Origin of the sequence: Rhizohabitans arisaemae (assembly GCF_025996515.1) — a bacterium.
Taxonomy (GTDB): Bacteria; Actinomycetota; Actinomycetes; order Streptosporangiales; family Streptosporangiaceae; genus Rhizohabitans; species Rhizohabitans arisaemae.
The window spans coordinates 417,186-438,185 of sequence record NZ_BLRH01000055.1; the positions used below are offsets into that span (position 1 = coordinate 417,186).

The window sequence follows — 21,000 nt, forward strand, 5'->3', positions numbered from 1 at the left end:
ATTATCTTCACAAGCCCAGTCAAACGCAAGAGCCCTGCCTACGGAGGGTGATGCCCGGGCCGGGCCGGAACGGTTGCGGTCACGGCCCCCCGCCGGGGCCGTGGGACCCCCGTCGCCGACGAAAGATGAGGTGGTCCACGCTGAACCGCCCCGCGCCGTACACGAGGAAGAGCAGGGCCAGCGCGCCGAGGGCGAGCACGAGCTCGGCCCCGCCCTCCGTCACGAACAGGCCTTTGCCGGAGTGGATGAAGAGGAAGGCCCCCGCCATCACGATCAAGACCACCAGCGAGGCGAGCGGGGTCAGCAGGCCGAGGATGAGCAGGAAGCCGCCGACGAGCTCCGCCACCATCGCGAACGGGGCGGCCACCTCCGGCAGGGGCGCCCCCATCTGGGCGAACGACTTGGTGACCGCGTCCAGGCCCAGCTGGTACTTCTGCAGTCCGTGCGCGACGAAGATTGCGCCGGTCGTCACCCGGGCGAGGAGCGACGCGGCGTCCTGCACGATCCGCCACGCCGAGGTGGCACCGGCGCGGGTCCGGCCCGTGCTCACGACGCCTGCCCTCCGCCGGGGCCGCCCCGTCCTGACAGCAGGGAGTCCAGGTCGACCCGCGGCGCCGCGGTGATGTCCTCGCGCTCGGTCCTGCGCCAGCTGACGTGCCCCCGGCGCTCCAGCCAGAGCATGAAGCGGTCGAGGCCCAGCAGGGCCACGACGGCGAGCAGGAGCGTGATGATTATCTGCACGCACCCAGTCAAGCGCAACGTCCCGGTCACGGAGGGTGACGCAACACGGGTTTTACCCTCTGGTGTGACCGTCCCCGGTAAAGACCCAGGTGGTGGAGGTAAGCTCGGGCAGCCCCAGCGGCCCTCGCGCGTGCAGCTTCTGCGTGGAGATACCGATCTCCGCGCCGAACCCGAACTCGCCTCCGTCGGTGAACCGGGTGGAGGCGTTGACCGCGACCGCGGCCGAGTCCACCAGCGCGATGAACCGCCGGGACGCGGCGAGGGATCGGGTGATGATCGCCTCGGTGTGGCCCGATCCGTAGGTGCGGATGTGCGCGACCGCGTCCTCCAGGGAGTCGACCACGGCGGCGGCGATGTCGAGGGAGAGGTACTCGGCGCGGTAGTCGTCCTCGGTGGCCGGGACGACCGCCGGGTCGAAGGCCGCGGTTCGCTCGTCACCGTGCACGGTCACCCCCGCGTCGGCGAGCGCCTTCAGCGCCCTCGGGAGGAACTCGTCGGCGACCGCGGCGTGCACGAGCAGGGTCTCGGCGGCGTTGCACACCGAGGGCCGCTGGATCTTGGCGTTGAGCAGGACGGTCAAGGCCATGTCGAGGTCGGCGTCGGCGTCGACGTAGACCGCGCAGTTGCCCACGCCGGTCTCGATCACCGGCACGGTGGCCTCTTCGACGACCGAGTTGATCAGTGAGGCGCCGCCACGGGGGATGAGCACGTCGACCAGGCCGCGGGCCCGCATGAGGTGTTTGACCGATTCGCGAGTGTGACCGGGGACGAGTTGTACGGCGTCCGCGGGTACCTCGGTGGTGCGCAGCGCGTCCTGCATCACCCGCAGCAGCGCCTCGTTGGAGGATCGGGCGCTGGAGGATCCGCGGAGCAGCGCGGCGTTTCCGCTCTTCAGGCAGAGGGCCGCCGCGTCGACGGTGACGTTGGGACGTCCCTCGTAGATGATGCCGACGACGCCGAGGGGCACCCGAATCTGCCGGAGCTCCAGCCCGTTCGGCAAGGTGCTTCCCCGGACGACCTCTCCCACGGGGTCCGGGAGACCGGCGACGTGGCGGACGGCGTCGGCGATGGCCTCGATCCGTCCCGCGTCCAGCCGGAGCCGGTCGATCATCGCCTCGGCGACACCGCCTTCCCGGGCCCGGGCCACGTCGGCCTGGTTCGCCGTGACGATCTCGGCCGCACGCTCGACCAACGCGTCGGCGACGGCCCGCAGCGCGGCGTCCTTAGGCGCACGGGCCAGCGGGGCGAGGGCGGCCGCAGCGGCACGGGACCGCCGCGCCACGTCGTTGAACAGCTCGGACTCGTTCATGCGCGCTCCTCAAGACCAGTTGGGCACCAGAATGACGATGTCGTCACGGTGGATGAGCTCTCGTTCGTACTCCTGGCCGCGCTCGACGGCGAGCTCCCTGGTGGAGCGGCCGAGCAGGGCGGGGATCTCGACGGCGTCGAAGTTGACCAGTCCCCGGGCGATGACGTGCCCGGACGGGCCGCACAGATCGACCGGGTCCCCGGCCGCGAACTCCCCCTCGACCTGGGTGACCCCGGCTGGGAGCAGGGACATCCGGCGGGCGACGACCGCCTCGACCGCCCCGTCGTCCAGCACCAGGCGGCCTCGCCCGGTGGTGGCGTGGGCGAGCCAGAGCAGGCGGGTGCCCGGATGCCGTCCCCCGGGGTGGAAGTAGGTCCCGACCTCGCCCCCGGCGAGGGCCGCCGCGGCCTGGGCGGCGGCGGTCAGCACGACCGGTACCCCGGCTCCGGTGGCGATGCGCGCCGCCTCCACCTTGGTGATCATGCCCCCGGTGCCGACCCGCCCACCGGCCTTGCCCAGCTCCACGGCGGCCAGGTCCTCGGGGCCGCGGACCTCGGCGAGCCGGACCGCGCCCGGCCTGCGGGGGTCCCCGTCGTAGAGGGCGTCCACGTCGGAGAGGAGGATCAGCGCGTCGGCGTGGACCAGGTGGGCGACCAGCGCGGCCAGCCGGTCGTTGTCTCCGAAGCGGATCTCGTCCGTGGCGACGGTGTCGTTCTCGTTGACGACGGGGACGATGCCGAGGTCGAGCAGGCGGGACAGGGTGCGCTGGGCGTTGTGGTGGTGCGATCGCCGCATCATGTCGTCTGCGGTGAGCAGCACCTGCCCCACCCGCAGGCCGTACCGGGCGAAGGACGAGGTGTACCGGGCCACGAGCAGGCCCTGCCCCACCGAGGCGGCGGCCTGCTGGGTGGCCAGGTCCCGCGGCCGGGCGCTGAGCCCGAGCGGGCCGAGACCGGCGGCGATGGCGCCGGAGGAGACCAGGATGACCTGCTGCCCGCCCAGCCTGCGGGCGGCCAGCACGTCCACGAGGGCGTCCACCCTGTCCCCGTCGATCACGCCCTGGGGTGTGGTGAGCGACGAGGAGCCGATCTTGACCACGGCACGGGCCGCGGTGCTTACGGCGTTGCGCACGGCTTCCTCTCTAGCTGAAGCGGTTGTCGGTGCCGCGGGGGCCGGGTCTGACCTCCGCGTTCAATGTGGGCTGCCAGTCGAAGACGTAGCCGTCCTCCATCGAGCCGATGACGACCTCCGCGCCGGCGACGGCACCCGCCGCGGCAAGGGCTTCCTCGATGCCGAGCCGGTTCAGCCGGTCGGCGAGGTAGCCCACGGCCTCGTCGTTGGCGAAGTCGGTCTGCTTGATCCAGCGCTGCGGTTTCTCGCCGGTGACCTGGAAGACGTTGTCGCCGACCCGGCGGACCGAGAATCCGGTGTCCCCGAGCTGCTTGGGCCGGATCACCAGGCGGGTCGGTTCCTCCACGGGGGTGGCGGCGCGGGCCGCCGCGACCATCTCGGCGACGGCGAAGGAGAGCTCGCGGAGCCCCTCGTGGGAGGCCGCCGAGATCTCGAACACACGTACGCCCTTGTCCTCCAGCGACGACCGGACCAGCTCGGCGAGGTCACGGGCGTCCGGGACATCGATCTTGTTGAGTACGGCGAGACGCGGCCGGTCGTGCAGCTCGCCGTAGGCCTTCAGCTCGGCCTCGATGGTCTCGAAGTCGCTCAGCGGGTCGCGGCCGGGCTCGAAGGTCGCGCAGTCCAGCACGTGCACGATCGTGGAGCACCGCTCCACGTGGCGGAGGAACTCGTGGCCGAGCCCCCGGCCCTCGCTGGCCCCCGGGATGAGGCCGGGCACGTCGGCCATGGTGTAGACGACGTCCCCCGCGGTGACCACGCCGAGGTTGGGCACCAGGGTGGTGAACGGATAGTCGGCGATCTTGGGCCGGGCGGAACTGAGCGCGGCGATCAGGCTGGACTTGCCCGCGTTGGGAAAGCCGACCAGGGCCACGTCGGCGACCGTCTTCAGCTCCAGCACGACGTCACGGGCTTCCCCCGCCTCGCCGAGGAGGGCGAATCCGGGGGCCTTGCGCTTGGGCGAGGCGAGCGCGGCGTTGCCGAGCCCGCCGTGGCCGCCTTGGGCGATCACGTAACGGGTGCCGTTCCCAACCAGGTCGACCAGGACCTCGCCGGTGTCCGCGTCCTTGACCACGGTGCCGCTCGGCACCTGGAGCAGGACGTCCTCGCCGTTCGCCCCGTCCCGGTTCGACCCCATCCCCTGCTTGCCGTTGCCGGCCCGCTGGTGCGGGCGCCGGTGGAAGGCGAGCAGGGTCGCCGTGTTCGCGTCCACCTCCAGCACGACGTTTCCCCCGCGACCGCCGTTGCCCCCGTCGGGGCCGCCGAGCGGCTTGAACTTCTCCCGGTGCACGGAAGCGCAACCGTGCCCCCCGTCACCGGCCTTGACGTGCAGGATCACGTGATCCACAAAGTCCCCTGCCACGGTGCCCTCCCTTCAGAAAACGCCGAAGGCGGATCGGTGACCGATCCGCCCTCGTCAACTCTTGTCCGGCTTGTTCCCCGAGAGCGGTGTCACTCCGCCACTGGGACGATGCTCACGGCACGCCGACCGCGCCTACGGCCGAACTCGACCTTACCTTCGATCAGCGCGAACAGCGTGTCGTCGCCGCCGCGGCCGACGTTGTCGCCCGGGTGGAAGTGCGTGCCGCGCTGGCGGACGATGATCTCACCGGCGTTGACGAGCTGACCACCGAAGCGCTTCACCCCAAGCCGCTGGGCGTTGGAGTCACGTCCGTTCCGGGTGGACGACGCGCCCTTCTTGTGTGCCATGTCAGTTCTCCCTAGTCGAGGATCTGGGGTGCGTCCCCGATCAGGCCTGGTTGATGCCGGTGACCTTGACCTGGGTGTACCGCTGACGGTGACCCTGGCGCTTCTTGTAACCGGTCTTGTTCTTGTACTTCAGAATGCTGATCTTGGGGCCCTTGACCATGCCGAGAATCTCGGCGCTGACCTCGAACCGCCCCGCCTCGGTGGTCACGTCGCCTTCGTTGACGACGAGCACCGTGGGCAGCGAAACCGTGGAACCGACCTCGCCGGCGACCAAGTCGACGTTGAGGACGTCACCGACGGAGACCTTTGCCTGCCTGCCGCCGCAACGAACGATCGCGTACACCGCGGAACCCTTCTCTGGCTTTGGATGCTGCTGCGCCTCGTACCCCGCTTGGATTGAGCTGTGGGAGGCGCGCGAACGCAAGGCACGCCTTGGACGCGCCGATGGTTTAGGGTACCGGATCTCGGGATTCAGGTCGAACCGGCACCGTAGGTCCCACCGTATCAGCCGATGGGACCCACGCTTCGCCTACTCCGCCGATTTGGACCTGCGGGCCCGGCGCCGGGTCCTGGCGTTGCCCGCCGGCGCGGCCTCGGCATCCTGCTCACCGGACGACGGCGCCTCGGCCACCACATCGGTCACCGTGGCCCGCGAGGACGGCTTGACGGCCGCCACGGCGCCGCTGAGCGGCGCGGGCTCGGCACCCGTCTCCTCGTCCGCGGACTTACGGCGCCTGCCGCCGGACTTCTCCGCCACCGCCTTCTCCACGGCCATCTTGCCCTGGGTGCCGCGGGGCTCGGGGGCCGGCGCCACCGGCTCCTGCTGGATGTGCAGCCCCCGCCCGTTGCAGCACTCGCACGGGGTGGAGAACGCCTCCAGCAGGCCCTGTCCGACCCGCTTGCGGGTCATCTGGACCAGACCGAGCGAGGTCACCTCGGCGACCTGGTGCTTGGTGCGGTCCCGGGCCAGGCACTCCAGCATGCGCCGGAGCACCAGGTCGCGGTTGCTCTCCAGCACCATGTCGATGAAGTCGATGACGATGATCCCGCCGACGTCCCGCAGGCGCAGCTGGCGGACGATCTCCTCGGCCGCCTCCAGGTTGTTCCGGGTGACCGTCTCCTCCAGGTTGCCGCCCTGGCCGGTGAACTTGCCGGTGTTGACGTCGATGACCGTCATCGCCTCGGTCCGGTCGATGACCAGCGAGCCTCCGCTGGGCAGCCAGACCTTGCGCTCCAGCGACTTGGCGATCTGCTCGTCGATCCGGTACGCGGCGAACGCGTCCTCGCCGTCCTCTTCCCAGCGCTTGAGCCGGTCGTTCAGATGCGGGGCGACGTAGCGGACGTACTCCTCGACCGTGGCCCAGGCGTCGGCGCCGGAGACCACCAGCGAGCTGAAGTCCTCGTTGAAGATGTCGCGGACCACCCGGATCGTGAGATCCGGCTCGGAGTAGAGCAGCTCCGGCGGGCTCGCCGACTTCGCCCGCCGCTGGATGTTCTCCCACTGCGCCGCAAGCCGGTTCACGTCGCTCGCGAGCTCCTCGTCGGAGGCGCCCTCGGCGGCCGTCCGGACGATCACGCCCGCGTTCTCCGGCATGACCTTCTTCAGGATCTGCTTCAGGCGGGTCCGCTCCTTGTCCGGGAGCTTCCTGCTGATGCCGGTCATCGAACCGTCGGGGACGTACACCAGGTAGCGCCCGGGCAGGCTCACCTGGCTGGTCAGCCTGGCGCCCTTGTGTCCCATCGGGTCCTTGGTGACCTGCACCAGGACCGACTGGCCCGACTTCAGCGCCGACTCGATCCGCTTGGGCTGACCCTCCAGCCCCACCGTGTCGAAGTTGACCTCACCGGCGTACAGGACGGCGTTCCGCCCCTTGCCGATGTCGACGAAGGCCGCCTCCATCGAAGGCAGGACGTTCTGCACCTTGCCCAGGTAGACGCTGCCCACATAGGACTGTCCGGCCTCGCGGTCGACGTAGTGCTCGACGAGCACGCCGTCCTCCAGGACCGCGATCTGGGTCCGCCCGGCGCTCCGCCGTACGACCATGACGCGCTCCACCGACTCGCGGCGGGCCAGGAACTCCGACTCGGTGATGATCGGCGGACGGCGCCGCCCCAGCTCACGCCCTTCCCGGCGGCGCTGCTTCTTGGCCTCCAGGCGGGTGGAGCCACGCAGGCCCTGCACCTCGTCCAGGAAGCCCGTCGTCTTGTCGACCCGGGGCTGGCGGATGCGCACGACGGTGTTCGGCGGGTCGTCCGCCGCCGGTTCGGCGACGTCCTCCGCGCTCCGGCGGCGCCGGCGACGCCTGCGCCGGGACCCGGCGACCAGGTCGGACTCCTCCTGCTCCTCGTCGGCCTCGGCGACCGGCTCCAGCCGTTCGGCCTCGGCCTCCTCATCCTGTTCCTCGTCGGCCTCGGCCTTGGTCCTGCCCCGGCCGCGACCGCCTCTGCGGCGACGCCGCCGGCGGCTGCCCGGCTCCTCGTCCCCGTCCCCGTCGCCGCGCTCGTCGCCCGGCTCGCCGTCGAGCTCCTCGTCGAGTTCGGCGGAGTCCTCCTCCGGCCCGAGCTCCTCGGGCACGGGCGGCGGGACCGGCTGGATCGGACGTGCCGCGAGCGGCTGCGGGGCCTGGAACACCACGGCGGGCGCCTGGAAGGTCACCGCGGGGACGGCCGCGAACATCGGCCGGACCGGTTCCTCGGCCCCCTCCCCCGATACCGGGGCGAACGGGGCGAACGCCGCCTTGCGGGGCGCCTTCGCCCGGGAGCCCGCCTCCGCGGCGGTCCCGTTGGACGCCGCGGCCTCCCCCGGGCCGGGGGTCGTCTCGCCGCCGGCGGATTCCGGGGCGCCCGGCTCGGACGGCTCCGCGCCCGCCTCGGGCTCCGCGACCTCGGCCACGGGCGGGGTCTCCGGCTCGGCCGCGGGCGCGGCCGCCTTCCGGGTCCGCCGCCGCTTGACCGGCGCCTCGGCCGCGGTCTCGGCCGGCGCGTCGGACGGGGCGGGTACGGCCTCCGGCTCGGCGGCCTTCGCCTTCGCCCTGCTCCTGGTCCGGGGAGCCGGGGCCTCGGCCTCCTCGGCTGGGGGCTCCTGCGGCGTCTCGGCCACGGCCTTGGCCTTGGTCGCGCGGCTCCGCTTCGGCTTGGCGTCCGGGTCGGTCGCCGAGGCGGCCCGCTTCCGGGTCCGCTTGGGGGTCTCCTCCGCAGGCGCCTGCTCGGCGGACGGCTCCTCCGCGGTCGCCGAGGGCGGGGCCGCCGGCTCCGGAGCGGGTGTCCGGTCCTCGGCCGACGCCGGCTCCTCCCGGACGTGGACGCGGGGAGCCTCCACCTCCTCGGGAGGCGGTCCGGCGGGCCTGCTGACGGCACGCCGTCTGCGTGTCCTTGTCGGTTCTTCTGTCGTTGTATGCGTTGATGTATGCCCAGCGGTGCTTGTCACACCGGCAGCGGGCTCGTTATCGAGCATCCGGGCGGTCTCCCGTCGGCTCCCGGGCACGTTTCCGCGCCACGCGGGAGCACTTGTCTCTCGCTCATCGCCAGGCCGTCACACGGCCCGGCGCGAAGTCCTATAGGTCTGCGGCGACGTCCCCGCCCACGGAGGCGGCACATTCGCCGGCTCCGTCCACCGTCCCCTGCTCATCGTCGCGAGAGTCAGCCACGTCGCGGTCGAAGTCGAGCGGGTCGGTCAGCCCACCGGTCTCGTCATCGAGCGGCCCCTGCGCCAGCCTGATCACCTCTGGGGGTGACGGCGGCGCCAGTTCGGCCACAAGACGCAGACCAGCGAGGACGTCATCAGGTCGTACGGCGGGTGTTACGTGCCGAACAACCATTCGAAGTATGGCACATGGCGTGGAATCATGCTCCTCGCCGCGCCTGTCCGGCTCCTGACCAGCCGGTTCACCTGCTCCCTCCACAGTCAGGCCCACCACCGCTTGACGGGTGTCGAAGCGGCGCATCCCCTTCTTCGTCAGGCGCTCCACCTCAACCTGCTCCCTGGCGAGGAAACGCTCCACCGCGTCGGCGGCGTCCGCCGGCCTGACCCCCCTCAAACGAACCAGCCACACGGAGCCGTGCAGCCGATCGGCCAGGCCTCCGCCGCCGGACTCCACGACGTCCAGGGCGTCGAGGCCGGGCGGAAGGGACGCGTCCAGATCGGCACGGAGCCGCTGCGGGTCGCACCGTCTCGTCAGGCCGATCTCGAGGTATTCGGCCTCACTCGCCACTCCGGTCGGGGCGGCGCCGGCATAGGAGATTTTCGGGTGGGGACTGAATCCCGCGCTGAATGCCACGGGGATGCCCGCGCGACGCACCGCACGTTCGATGGCACGCGAAATATCCCGGTGACTGGTGAAGCGCAAACGCCCGCGTTTTGCGTAACGGACACGCAACCGCTGCGTCACCGGCGCCGGTGGCGGACCATCGGGAACAGGTTTCAGAGTTTTGCCTTCCTTCCCGTGTCGTAGGTCGTCAAGTTAAGGATAAGGCCGCTCTCACCGGCGCAAGCCCAACGGTCAAGATGACCAGGTCCCCAAGCGTGGCGCCTAGACCCTCCGCACGACCTGCGGCGGGCGGGTCCACCTCCTCCCGAAGAGCGCGATAACCGGTAACGTGCACAGTAAAGGACCGATTACCGCGACCGGCCTGGCGATCCACCAGAGCAGATCCGGTGGAACGCGATCATCGAATCCGTTACCGAAAAACCACCAACCGAGACCCCTGGCGATCGCCATTCCGGTGGTGTGGAAGAGAAAGAGCGGAAGCGCGAAACGATTGATCGTCTCATTGACCCGGTGCCAGAGCGGGCGCTCCAGCAGCCGCTCCATCCCCGGCCGGGCGACCTCGACGACACCGATCTGGAAGATCAGCAACGCGACGATGACGAAGGTGGGCGGGGCCATGTTCGACAGCCGATCGCCAGGGACCCCGACCATCGAACCCGGGTAGATCCCCGAGAACACCAATCCGAAGAGGGCGAACAGGCCGGTCCACAGGAGCGCCACGTCGTAGCGCCGGGGAAGCCGGACGATCCGCTGGTAGAACAGCCCCGCCTGGTGGGCCAGCCCCCAGACGAAGAGCATGTTCAGCCAGCCGATCCACTCCACCCCGTAGTGCAGCCGGATCACGTCCACGGCGAGCGCCGCGCCGCCGAGCCAGATCAGCGCCAGCACGTCGAACCTGCGGTGCAGCCAGAGCGCCACCGGCAGCAACGCGATCAGCATCAGGTAGACCGCGAGAAACCACAGTGGGCTGATCACCAGGAGGACGGCGCGTCCCATCCACTGCAGGTTGAACATCTCGGCCAGCAGGATGCCCAGGACGGTCCAGGTGAGGATGAGGGCGAGCGCCGGCACCGCCAGGCTCTTCAGCCGGCGGCCGACGAACGCGCCGAGCCGTACCCCGCGCGCCTGGGCCCGCTCCCAGGACAGCAGATGCACGTAGCCGCCGACGTAGAAGAAGATCGGCATCACCTGGAACAGCCAGGTCAAGATCCATAGGCCGGAGGTGAAGCCGAGCGGGCTGGTCGCCGACGGCCCGTGCGGGCCCCATCGCAGGATGGTGAAAGCCCAATGCCAGAGCACGACGACGAGCAGGCTGACCGCCCGCAGCCAATCGACGTACCGATCGCGCTTGACCTCCGCCACCCCAACCGCCCTTTGCCGCTTCGTGCCTCCATCACCTTTCATCATGCAGGCTGACCGCAGGTGATGGGGACACGGCCCGGGTAGGTCAGATCACGGTGAGCGGGAGGAGCTTCTTGCCGGTGGGGCCGATCTGGATCTCGGTCCCCATGGTCGGGCAGACGCCGCAGTCGTAGCACGGGGTCCAGCGGCAGTCCTCGACCTCCACGTCGGAGAGCGAATCCTGCCAGTCCTGCCAGAGCCACTCCCGGTCCAGGCCCGCGTCGAGGTGGTCCCAGGGGAGCACCTCGTGCTCGTCGCGCTCCCGGGTGGTGTACCAGTCGACGTCCACCCCGGTGTCCGCGAGCGCCTTGGCCGCGCACTCCATCCAGCGGTCGTAGGAGAAGTGCTCGCTCCACCCGTCGAAACGCCCACCGGCCTCCCAGACCGCCTGGACGACGCGCCCGACCCGCCGGTCGCCGCGTGAGAGCAGGCCCTCGACGATCGACGGCTTGCCGTCGTGGTAGCGGAACCCGATCGCCCGGCCGTACTCCTTGTCCCGCCGCAGATCGTCGCGGAGCTCCCGGAGCCGCCGGTCCACCGTCTCGTGGTCGGTCTGCCCGGCCCACTGGAACGGTGTGTGCGGCTTGGGCACGAATCCGCCGATGGAGACCGTGCACCGGATGTCCCGGGTGCCGGTGACCTCCCGGCCCGCCTTGATCACCTTACGGGCGAGGTCGGCGATGGCCATGACGTCCTCGTCCTGCTCGGTCGGGAGGCCGCACATGAAGTAGAGCTTCACCTGCCGCCACCCCTGGGAGTAGGCCGTGGACACCGTACGGATCAGGTCCTCCTCGGTGACCATCTTGTTGATCACCTTGCGCATCCGCTCGGACCCGCCCTCGGGCGCGAACGTGAGCCCGGAACGGCGGCCGTTGCGGGAGAACTCGTTGGCCAGCGTGATGTTGAAGGCGTCGACCCGGGTCGAGGGGAGCGAGAGCGAGGTCTGGGTCCCCTCGTACCGGTCCGCCAGCCCCTTGGCGATCTCACCGATCTCGGAGTGGTCGGCGCTGGAGAGGCTGAGCAGGCCGACCTCGTTGAACCCCGACTCGCGAACGCCGTTCTCCACCATCGCCGCGACCGTGGTGATCGACCGCTCCCGGACCGGACGGGTGATCATGCCCGCCTGGCAGAAGCGGCAGCCCCGGGTGCAGCCGCGGAAGATCTCCACGCTGAACCGCTCGTGGACCGTCTCGGCCAGCGGCACCAGCGGCTTCTTGGGGTACGGCCACTCGTCGAGGTCCATGACCGTGTGTTTGTGCACGCGGAACGGCACGCCCGGCTGATTCGGCGCGACCCGCTGGATCCGCCCGTCCGGGTGATAGTCCACATCGTAAAATTTCGGCACATACACCCCGCCGGACTCGGCGAGGCGGAGCAGCAGCTCGTCCCGGCCACCCGGCCGGCCCTCGGCCTTCCACTCGCGGATCACCTCGGTGATCGCGATGGCGATCTGCTCGCCGTCCCCGAGCACCGCGGCGTCCACGAAGTCGGCGATCGGCTCGGGGTTGAAGGCCGCGTGCCCGCCCGCCAGCACGATCGGGTCCTCCTCGGTCCGATCCGCCGCGTGGAGCGGGATCCCGGCGAGGCTCAGCGCCGTCAGCATGTTCGTGTAGCCGAGCTCGGTCGAGAAGGACAGGCCGAACACGTCGAAGGCCCGGACCGGACGGTGGGCGTCCACGGTGAACTGGGGCACCCCGTGCTCCCGCATGAGCGCCTCAAGATCGGGCCACACGGCGTACGTCCGCTCGGCGAGGGTGCCCTCCAGCTCGTTGAGGATCTCGTACAGGATCTGGACGCCCTGGTTGGGCAGGCCCACCTCGTAGGCGTCCGGGTACATCAAGGCCCAGCGGACCTCGGCGTCGTCCCAGTCCTTGACGGTCGAATTGAGCTCACCCCCGACGTACTGGATCGGCTTCTGCACGCGGGGCAGCAGCGGTTCCAGGCGAGGGAAGAGCGACTCAACAGACATGGGCCAAGCCTATGGCCTGTCCGGGAGCGGATCGACGCGTCGAGGCCCCCGGGCGGGTTCAGGTAAAGGTCCGGTCCCGGATGTGCATGGCCTGGAGCAGGCCGATGGCGATCATGTTGGCGAAGGTCGCCGTACCGCCGTACGAGACGAACGGCAGGGGCAGGCCGGTGATGGGCATGACCCCGATGGTCATCCCCACGTTGATGAAGGTCTGGAAGCCGAACCAGCAGACGACGCCCCCGGCCACCAGCGCGCAGAACCGGTCCCCCGACTCTCTCGCGATCTTCAGGCCGCGGAGCAGGATCACCCCGAGCAGCGCCACGATCGTCACCGCGCCGATGAAGCCGAGCTCCTCCCCCGCGACGGTGAACACGAAGTCGGTGTGCTGCTCCGGGACGAAACGCCCCGTGGTCTGGCCGCCGTGGAAGAGTCCCTTCCCGAACAGCTCGCCGGAGCCGACCGCGATCAGCGACTGGGTGCTGTTGTAGCCGACGCCCCGCGGGTCGGTGGAGGGGTCGAGAAAGGCGGTGAACCGGGCGACCTGGTACGGCTCAAGCAGGTTGAGGAACCACACCGCGGCCGCCCCGGACACGCTGACGGCGATCAGGAGGAAAATCCAGAGTTTGCGGATTCCGGCGAGGACGAGCAGGCCGGCGGTGGTGGCGATGAGGACGAGCGTGGTCCCCAGGTCGGGCTGCATCATGACCAGGCCCATCGGCAGCACGGCGGCGCCCAGGGCGAAGAGCAGGTCGGGGATGCGCGGCTTTCCGGCGTTCTCCCGGGTGCGGGAGAGCAGCATCGCCATCATCAGCACGAGCGCCGGTTTGGCGAACTCCGACGGCTGGAGCTGGAACCCGCCGACGACGATCCAGGAGTTGGAGCCGTTGGCGGTGCCGCCCAGCGGGGTGAGCACCAGCACCAGGCCCAGCATGGACACCAGGTAGAAGACCGGGGTGAGGGTCCGCAGCCACCGCACGTCGATCAGCGTCGCGGCGGCGAGCAGGAGCACCCCGATCGCGATGTTCATCAGGTGCCGGGAGGCGAACGCGGAGGACTCGGCCCCGTTCCAGAGCCGGGTGGACGACCAGACGAGCAGGACGCCGATCGCGGACAGCCCGGCCGCGGCGACCAGAAGCGGCCCGTCCATCCGGGTGACCTGGGAGGACACCCGGATTCTGAGCGGCGGACGGCGGCGGGCGGCGACGCTCACTGGCTCGCCGCCGACACGGTTCCGTCGGGCCGGATCGTGGGCAGTTTGACCGCGGGCCGCAGGTCGAGGTTCTTCACGGTCTTGCCGTCCTTGCTGATCCCGAACATCTTCTCGTAGATCTCCCGTACGGCGGGGCCGGCCGAGCCACCGCCCAGCCCGCCCTGGGAGACCATCGCCACCACGACGTACCGCGGCTTGTCCGCGGGGGCGAAGGTGGCGAACCACCCCGTGTCCGCCTTGCCGTACACCTCGGCCGTTCCGGTCTTTCCGGCGATGGACAGCTTGTCCAGCGGGAACCCGGAGAACGTCCCCGCCGCGGTGCCCTCCTTGGGCACCCCCGCCAGCGCGGTCTTGATGTAGTTCCGCAGCTCGGAGCTGATCGGCAGCTTGCTCGACACCGGCGGATCGATCTTCTTCACCAGGCGCCCGTCCGGGCGGACCAGGGCCCAGCCGAGCCGCGGGCTGCGCAGCTTGCCGTCGGAGGCGATCGCGGCGTAGGCCTGGGCGAGCTGCAGCGGGGTGACCAGCACGTCACCCTGGCCGATGGAGAAGTTCGCCGCGTCACCGGGCCGCCAGACGAAACCTTCGAGGCAGTTCTCGTTGGCCAGCGTCTTCAGGTAGCCGGCCCTCGAGGGATCCTTCTTGGCCACCTCCGGATAGCCGGTCTTGGCCCGGGTGCAGTTCTCCTGCTTGCTCGCCTCCCAGAGCCTCGTCTTCCAGGTGCGGTCCGGGATCCGCCCGCCCGACTCCCCGGGCAGGTCCACCCCGGTGGGACGGCCGAACCCGAACTGGCGGGCCATGAACTGCATGGGGTCCTTGGGGTTGGCGCGCGGCTTCATCCCCCCGTCCCGCAGCCACTGCTGGTACGCGAACCGGTAGAAGATCGTGTCGCAGGACTTGATCAGCGCCGTCTTGAGATTCATCGGCCCGAGGCCGATCCCCCGGAAGTTGTGGAACGCCCGGCTGCCCACGTTGATCGCGCCCGGGCAGTCGTAGATGCCGTTGAGCGGATAGCCGTCGTAGACCGCCGCGGCCACCGACGAGATCTTGAACGTCGAGCCGGGCGCGAACGTGCCGTGGGTGGCGCGGGAGACCAGCGGCCGGCCCGACTCGGCGGAGAGCAGCCGCTCGTAGGCGCCCTCGGCCAGTCCTCCGACCCACATCGACGGGTCGTAGCTGGGATAACTCGCCAGGGCCACCACCCGCCCCGTCTGCGCGTCGAGCACCACGCCCGCCGCGCCGTCCGCCCGCGGCGCCTTCTTGACCGCCCTCGTGATCGCGGTCTCCACGATGCGCTGAACCCGCCCGTCGATACTCGTGATCAGGGTGTCCCCGGTCACCGGGGCGACCTGCTCCTCGATGCCGATCTCCCGCCCCATCCGGTCCACGGCGATCCGGCGCAGGCCGGGCTTGCCCCGCAACCACTCGTCGTAGACCGCCTCCAGGCCGTCCCGGCCCACCAGGTCCACGCCGGAGAAGCTCGCCCGCAGCCCCTGCCGGCGCTCCAGCTCCTCCTGGGTGACCGGCTGCAGGTAGCCGAGCGCCTGAGCGGCCCCCCGGCCGAGCGGGTACTCCCGGATCGCCTGCACGTCGGCGATCACGCCGGGGAACTCCTCCTGCCGCTCCAGGATCTGCAGGGCCTTGCGGGTGGAGACGTGGTCGTGCACCGGGATCGGCTGGTACGGCGAACCGGGCCAGCAGGGTCTGCGGATCCCCGGCCCGCAGGGCCGTACCCGCTTCTCGATCTCGTCGAAGGGCCGCTCCAGCACGGCGGCGAGGCGTTTGAGCACCTCCCGGCCCCCGTCGGGCATGCGCTGCAGCTGCATCCGGTCGATGGAGACGACCAGGGCGGTGCGGTTCCGGACCAGGGGACGCCCCTGGGCGTCGAGGATCTGGCCCCGTACGGCGGGCACCATGACGTTCCGGGTCCTGGTCGCGGTGGCCGTCGAGGCGTACTTGGTCCCCTGCATCACCTGCACCTGCCACAGCCGTCCGGTCAGCACCACCAGCATGGCGATGACGACCACGTGCAGCACCGTCAGCCGCGTGCCCAATGGGTTCACGCCGGGCTCCTTCCCAGCTTCAGGACGAGCGGGCCGGCGACCACGTTGTAGGCCACGGCGATCGGGACCACGGTGCCGATCGCGGCCCAGGTGAGGCGTTCGTCGCCGAGCAGCACCCCGATCGCGGCGGAGGCGATCGTCCCGCCCGCCGCACAGAGGATCATGGTGACGGCGCCCCGGTCCCGGAGCCCGGCCCGGCCGGTGGCGTATCCGATCAGGCTGTAGGCGAGGGCGTGCTCCCCGATCAGGTGGTCGGCGGGCGGAAGGACGTCGGCGGTGAGGCCGATCACGAATCCGATGACGGCGCCGGGCACCGGCCCCCGGGTGAGGGCCAGGCGCACCACCGCGAGCAGGACCAGATCGGGCCCGGACCCACCCGGCCACGGGATCCGGTTCACCACCGTGACCTGGAACACCATGGTCGCCACGACCACGAGGGAGATGACGAGTCCGCGCACCGGTTCACCTCGATCCCGATCGCCTGGCGGGCGCCGCCCGCTCCGAGGGATCGGGTTCGGCGGGCCTCCGGGGCCGATCGTCGTCGTCGACCTCCGAGAGGTCGGTCTCCGACAGGTCCGGGGAGGCCGTCGGGGTCGGCGACGGGCTGGGGGTGGCGAGAGGCTTGGGCAGTACGGCGTCGCGCGGGTCGCGCGCCGGCGCGGCGACGACCACCCCGACGACGTCGAGCGCGGATATCCGGGCGAACGGCCGGACGTAGGCGATCCGGGTGAGTTCCCCGGGGGTCTCCTGAACCCGCTGGACCACGCCGATCGGCACGCCCGGCACATAGGGCCGCGCCTGGTCGGACCCGAAGCTGACGATCCGCTGGCCTTCGGCGATGGGCGCGGTGGAGTCGAGCAGCTGGAAGCGGACGAAGAGTCCGCCGGGGATGAGTTTGCCCAGGCCGCTCACCACCCCGACCTCCAGGCTGTCCTCCAGCCTGCCCCCCACCGAGGAGGCGGAGTCGGTGATCAGCGCGACGGTCGCGGTGTTCGCCCCCGCGTGCACCACCCGGCCGACCAGCCCGTCACTGTTGATCACGGTCATGTTGGGCCGGATCCCGTCCGCCCGCCCCGCGTCGAGCTCCACGGAGTCCTCGAACCCGGGCACCCCCCGCCGGGCGATCACGGAGGCGGCCACGATCTTGTACTGCCCGAGCCGCGCCGTCCCGAGCAGGCGGTTCAGCTGAGCCGAGCGTTCGGTGGAAAGCCGCTGCTCCCCCAGCTGCCGGCGGAGCCCGGCGTTCTCCGCCTCCAGGCGGCCGATCCGGTCCTGCGCCTCGGGGGCCCCGGTGAACATGGTGAAGAACGAGGTCACCGGACGGATCACCGAGGTGGTCAGGTCCTCCATCCCGCCGAACAACGACGAGCCGAGCGAGCGCAGCGAGCCGAGCGGGGACGACTCCGCGCCCCGGAAATCCACGGTCACCAGGATGAGCGCGATCGCGAGGAGAATCCCGAGGGTGAACCGGGCACGGCGGGTGTCACGCATCAATGCCTCGGTTCTGGCACCAGAACCTGCTGGAGGGCGTCGAAGTCCTCGACGCACTGGCCGGAGCCGAGCACCACCGAGTCCAAGGCGTTGTCCACCAGGTGGATGGGCATCCCCGTCTCGTCTCGCAGGCGTTCGTCGAGGCCGCGCAGGAGGGCTCCCCCACCGGTGAGCGCGATGCCCCGATCCATCAGGTCCCCCGACAGCTCCGGCGGGCACTTGTCCAAGGTCGTCTTGACCGCGTCCACGATGTTGTTGACCGGCTCCTCGGTCGCCTTCCTGATCTCCTCGGTGGAGACCACGATGGTCTTGGGCAGACCGCTGACCAGATCGCGCCCGCGGATCTCGGCGTGCCGCTCCTCCTCGGTGGGGCAGGCCGTCCCAATCGCGATCTTGATCTCCTCGGCGGTGCGCTCGCCGAGCATCAACGAGTATTCCTTTTTGGCGAAGGTGATGACGGCCTGGTCGAGCTCGTCCCCGCCGACCCGGATGGAGCGGCTGGTCACGATCCCGCCCATGGAGATGATCGCCACCTCGGTGGTGCCGCCCCCGACGTCCACCACCATGTTGCCCGTCGGTTCGTGGACCGGGAGACCGGCCCCGATCGCCGCGGCCATGGGCTCCTCGATGATGTAGACCTTGCGCGCGCCCGCCTGGTAGGCCGCCTCCTTCACCGCGCGCTGCTCCACGCCGGTGATGCCGCTCGGCACGGCCACGATGATCCGGGGCTTGGCGAACTGCCGCCGCCGGTGCACCCGCTGGATGAAGTAGCGCAGCATGCGCTCGGTGACGTCGAAGTCGGCGATCACGCCGTCCTTCAGCGGTCGCACGGCCACGATGTTGCCGGGCGTCCTGCCGATCATGCGCTTGGCCTCGATGCCCACGGCGACGATCTTGTTGGTGACGGTGTTGATCGCGACCACGGAGGGCTCATTCAGCACGATCCCGCGCCCGCGCACGTAGACCAGTGTGTTGGCGGTGCCGAGATCGACCGCCATGTCACGACCGAGGAATGCCAGCTTGTTGCCCATGGGGAAGGAGACCTTCCGAAAGGTTGAGAGGCGGGAGTGACGGATCGCGTTTGTATCGTAACGCGGTGTACCCACTTATGGGCGCACTGAGCCGGTTCCGTCCCAAGAAAATCTGAAAACCCACCCGCCGCGCCCACCACGATCATCCCCCGGTGAGACCTCGATGAGCTGGAGAAACGCCGAACAGCAGGGAATCCGCGCGCTCATCCCGAACGGAATCCGGCCCCCACCAAACATGATCACCTGACTAAAGCTTTACGGGTGCCCGCCTCCGGGTGACAGCCGATTCCGTTGATCGTCGGGCCTGCGCGGGGCGACAACCGAAAGCGCGGGTACGGGCTGCGCCCGGGCCGAACCCGATGAACCCCGCCGTGTAGCTCCCTCACACGGCAAACCCAAGCTCGCATGAGACAGTGCGACGGCCCGTACCCCGGTGGGTGGGGAGACGGGCCGTGGCGGGCGAGCTCGGTGGAAGCCCGGATCAGAGCTCCGGGAAGAAGATCTTGATCTCGCGCTCGGCGGAGTACGACGAGTCGGAGCCGTGCACGACGTTCTCGCCGATCTCCAGGGCGTGGTCGCCGCGGATGGTGCCGGGAGGCGACGCGACCGGATCGGTCATGCCGGCCAGGCTGCGGAACGCCTCGACCGCGCGGGGTCCGGCGACGACCAGGGCGACGAGCGGGCCACCGGTGATGAACTCGACGAGCTCACCGAAGAACGGCCGGGCCGAGTGCTCCTCGTAGTGCTGCTCCGCCGTCTCCCGGTTGAGAGTGCGCAGGTCCATTGCGACGATCTTGAGGCCCTTGCGCTCGATACGGCCGATCACGTCGCCGATCAGACCGCGGCGGACGCCGTCGGGCTTGATCAGGACCAGGGTGCGCTCGGACACGAGACTCTCCTTGATAAATAGTGGGAACGGCGGAAGTTTACCCGCCGGCCGAGGCGGAGCTCGCCGGGGCGGACACGAGCGGACGCGGTGCGCCGCGCCGAGTCCGCCAGACCCCCGCCGCGAGCACCCCGACCACCACCACACCCACGATCAGCGCCCACAGGTGCAACGCCCCGCTGAACGCGGTGACCAGCGCCTCGGCGTCCCCGCTGCGCACCGTCCGGACGTGGATCGCCTGGATGATCGCGCCCGCCAGGAAGCCGGCGAGCACCGCGGGGAAGCACAGCGACAGCGCGAAGAGCGCGGCGTCGCCTCCGGTGTGGCGCAGCGCCGTCGCCGTCGCCGCCGCGGCCCCCGTCGCCAGGAGCGCCATCGGCACGATCAGCGAGAGGGTCGACTCGGCGGGCACCAGCAGCCGGACCGCGCAGAGCCCGCCGACCAGCACCACGAACCCGCCACCGGCCAGGGTCCCGGTGGGGACGTGGACCCGGACCGCGTACCAGGTGACGAGGAGCGCCGTCGCCGCCGCGATCCCCCCGGCCACCGCCAGCCCCGGCAGGCCCGGACCGCCGAGGCCCTCCAGCTCCAGAAAGGTCATCGGCGCCGCCGTCGGGAAGAGCACGAGCCCGACCACGACCAGCGCGAACGAGGCCACCTTGCCGCCGAACCACGCCACCCCCAGCAGACCCAGCACGGCCACCGCCGCGACGATCACCTGTACGGTCGTGCCGAGGTCGAAGGTGGTGGCCACGGCGAGTGCGGCGACCCCGGTGGAGGGGATCAGCGCGAGCGTGGTCAGGCGCCGGCTCGGCGACGGTTCGGCCAGGCCCCCGGCGGCACGCCGCCGTACCAGGGTGTAGGCCGCGGCGAGCACCAGCCCGGCCCCGGTGAGCATCGGATAGGGCCGGAGCGTCACCTGCCAGGTCGAGGCGTCGGCGAGCGCCCACAGCGCCAGCGCCTGGGAGCCGAGCAGACTGAGCGGCAGCGTCGTCGCCCAGAGCGGGACGAGCCACCTCCTGGCCGGCTCCGGCCGCTCCCGTACCGCCGTGAACGTCGCGGGGACGATCAGCCCCGCGGCCACCCCGTGGCCGATGCGGAGCAGGGCCACCACGGCGGGCGACCCGGCGCCCGCCGCGGCCACCTCGGCGACCGCCAGGAGCAGCAGGCCGGCGACGAGCAGGGACGCGGGCCGGAACCGCCGCAGCGCCGACACGGCCAGCGGGACGGTCACCAGCATGGCGGGCAGCGCCAGGCCGTGCGCCCGGATCATGGCGAGTGTCGACACCCCGGCCGGAAGCAGATCGGCCACCACGGAGATCGTGTTGGGGATGACGACGACGGCGAGGGGGAGCGTCGTCACGACCAGAAGCCCGACGAGCGCATCGAGGACATGAGCCTGTTTGACGGAGGGAAGGGCCATGTCCGCCGACTCTAGCGCGGAGTGACGCCCTCAACACGGCGAGCGATGAAAATCGCGGCGACCCACAGGACGGCGAAGAGCGCGCCGAGGAAGTACATGGCCGGGACGAGGAGTCCGGTCGCGATCGCCGCCACCTGGGCCACACTGCCCGCGACGTACGCCCACGGGTATCTGAGCAGGCCCGCCAGCAGCGCGCACACCACCGCGAGCCCGAGGCCCACCCCCACCGCGACGGCAGGTTCCACCTTGCCCACGCCGATCGCCACCGGGGTGGCCAGGCCGACCACGACCGCCTCCATCCCGAGGACGGAGGCGCAGAGCCGCCGCATCCCCGGAGTCACCGTCATCATCGCCGCAACACCTCTGT

Annotated in this window: 19 protein-coding genes; all 19 read right to left on the bottom strand. The window is 70.6% G+C overall.

Going from position 1 to position 21,000, the window contains the following annotated elements; all coding sequences use genetic code 11:
* Positions 1–79: 79 nt before the first annotated feature.
* Positions 80–550 carry a DoxX family protein gene (locus tag RUR_RS28365; protein ID WP_283138274.1) on the bottom strand — a complete coding sequence of 157 codons (471 nt, stop codon included), beginning with the start codon at positions 548–550 and terminating at the stop codon, positions 80–82.
* Complete coding sequence (locus RUR_RS28370; RefSeq protein WP_283138275.1) at positions 547–741, bottom strand: hypothetical protein; 195 nt, start codon at positions 739–741, stop codon at positions 547–549. Before RUR_RS28370 ends, RUR_RS28365 begins: the two co-directional genes overlap by 4 nt.
* 52 nt (positions 742–793) lie before the next feature.
* Positions 794–2,050 carry a glutamate-5-semialdehyde dehydrogenase gene (locus tag RUR_RS28375; RefSeq protein ID WP_283138276.1) on the bottom strand — a complete coding sequence of 419 codons (1,257 nt, stop codon included), beginning with the start codon at positions 2,048–2,050 and terminating at the stop codon, positions 794–796.
* Between the two features lie 9 nt (positions 2,051–2,059).
* On the bottom strand, positions 2,060–3,181 hold the full coding sequence (gene proB / locus RUR_RS28380; RefSeq protein WP_283138277.1) for a glutamate 5-kinase: 1,122 nt from the start codon (positions 3,179–3,181) through the stop codon (positions 2,060–2,062).
* A gap of 10 nt (positions 3,182–3,191) precedes the next feature.
* A complete protein-coding gene (obgE, locus tag RUR_RS28385; RefSeq protein WP_283138278.1) occupies positions 3,192–4,544 on the bottom strand; it encodes a GTPase ObgE in 1,353 nt (450 codons plus the stop codon).
* An 89-nt stretch (positions 4,545–4,633) separates the two neighbouring features.
* Positions 4,634–4,891: a 50S ribosomal protein L27 gene (rpmA, locus tag RUR_RS28390; RefSeq protein WP_283138279.1), complete on the bottom strand. Its 258-nt coding sequence runs from the start codon at positions 4,889–4,891 to the stop codon at positions 4,634–4,636.
* Positions 4,892–4,931: 40 nt separating this feature from the next.
* On the bottom strand, positions 4,932–5,234 hold the full coding sequence (gene rplU, locus RUR_RS28395) for a 50S ribosomal protein L21 (RefSeq protein WP_283138280.1): 303 nt from the start codon (positions 5,232–5,234) through the stop codon (positions 4,932–4,934).
* Positions 5,235–5,420: 186 nt separating this feature from the next.
* On the bottom strand, positions 5,421–8,345 hold the full coding sequence (locus RUR_RS28400) for an Rne/Rng family ribonuclease (protein WP_283138281.1): 2,925 nt from the start codon (positions 8,343–8,345) through the stop codon (positions 5,421–5,423).
* Between the two features lie 100 nt (positions 8,346–8,445).
* Positions 8,446–9,279, bottom strand: a complete 834-nt coding sequence (locus tag RUR_RS28405; protein ID WP_283138282.1) for a TIGR03936 family radical SAM-associated protein — start codon at positions 9,277–9,279, stop codon at positions 8,446–8,448.
* Positions 9,280–9,420: 141 nt separating this feature from the next.
* Positions 9,421–10,521 (bottom strand): acyltransferase family protein, encoded by a 1,101-nt coding sequence (locus tag RUR_RS28410; RefSeq protein WP_283138283.1) that lies wholly within the window; start codon positions 10,519–10,521, stop codon positions 9,421–9,423.
* An 85-nt stretch (positions 10,522–10,606) separates the two neighbouring features.
* Positions 10,607–12,529 carry a TIGR03960 family B12-binding radical SAM protein gene (locus RUR_RS28415; RefSeq protein WP_283138284.1) on the bottom strand — a complete coding sequence of 641 codons (1,923 nt, stop codon included), beginning with the start codon at positions 12,527–12,529 and terminating at the stop codon, positions 10,607–10,609.
* A gap of 58 nt (positions 12,530–12,587) precedes the next feature.
* Positions 12,588–13,739, bottom strand: a complete 1,152-nt coding sequence (gene rodA / locus RUR_RS28420) for a rod shape-determining protein RodA (RefSeq protein WP_283138285.1) — start codon at positions 13,737–13,739, stop codon at positions 12,588–12,590.
* Positions 13,736–15,802 carry a penicillin-binding protein 2 gene (gene mrdA / locus RUR_RS28425; protein WP_283138286.1) on the bottom strand — a complete coding sequence of 689 codons (2,067 nt, stop codon included), beginning with the start codon at positions 15,800–15,802 and terminating at the stop codon, positions 13,736–13,738. Before mrdA ends, rodA begins: the two co-directional genes overlap by 4 nt.
* Entirely contained in the window at positions 15,799–16,260 is a 462-nt protein-coding gene (gene mreD, locus RUR_RS28430; RefSeq protein WP_283138287.1) for a rod shape-determining protein MreD, read from the bottom strand. Before mreD ends, mrdA begins: the two co-directional genes overlap by 4 nt.
* Before the next feature lie 4 nt (positions 16,261–16,264).
* Entirely contained in the window at positions 16,265–17,293 is a 1,029-nt protein-coding gene (gene mreC / locus RUR_RS28435) for a rod shape-determining protein MreC (RefSeq protein ID WP_283138288.1), read from the bottom strand.
* Positions 17,293–18,324, bottom strand: coding sequence for a rod shape-determining protein (locus RUR_RS28440; protein ID WP_283138289.1), 1,032 nt, complete (start codon positions 18,322–18,324; stop codon positions 17,293–17,295). Before RUR_RS28440 ends, mreC begins: the two co-directional genes overlap by 1 nt.
* Before the next feature lie 481 nt (positions 18,325–18,805).
* A complete protein-coding gene (gene ndk, locus RUR_RS28445) occupies positions 18,806–19,213 on the bottom strand; it encodes a nucleoside-diphosphate kinase (protein WP_283138290.1) in 408 nt (135 codons plus the stop codon).
* A gap of 37 nt (positions 19,214–19,250) precedes the next feature.
* Positions 19,251–20,633, bottom strand: a complete 1,383-nt coding sequence (locus RUR_RS28450; protein WP_283138291.1) for a hypothetical protein — start codon at positions 20,631–20,633, stop codon at positions 19,251–19,253.
* A gap of 11 nt (positions 20,634–20,644) precedes the next feature.
* Entirely contained in the window at positions 20,645–20,983 is a 339-nt protein-coding gene (locus RUR_RS28455; RefSeq protein WP_283138292.1) for a DUF4233 domain-containing protein, read from the bottom strand.
* Between the last annotated feature and the right edge of the window lie 17 nt (positions 20,984–21,000).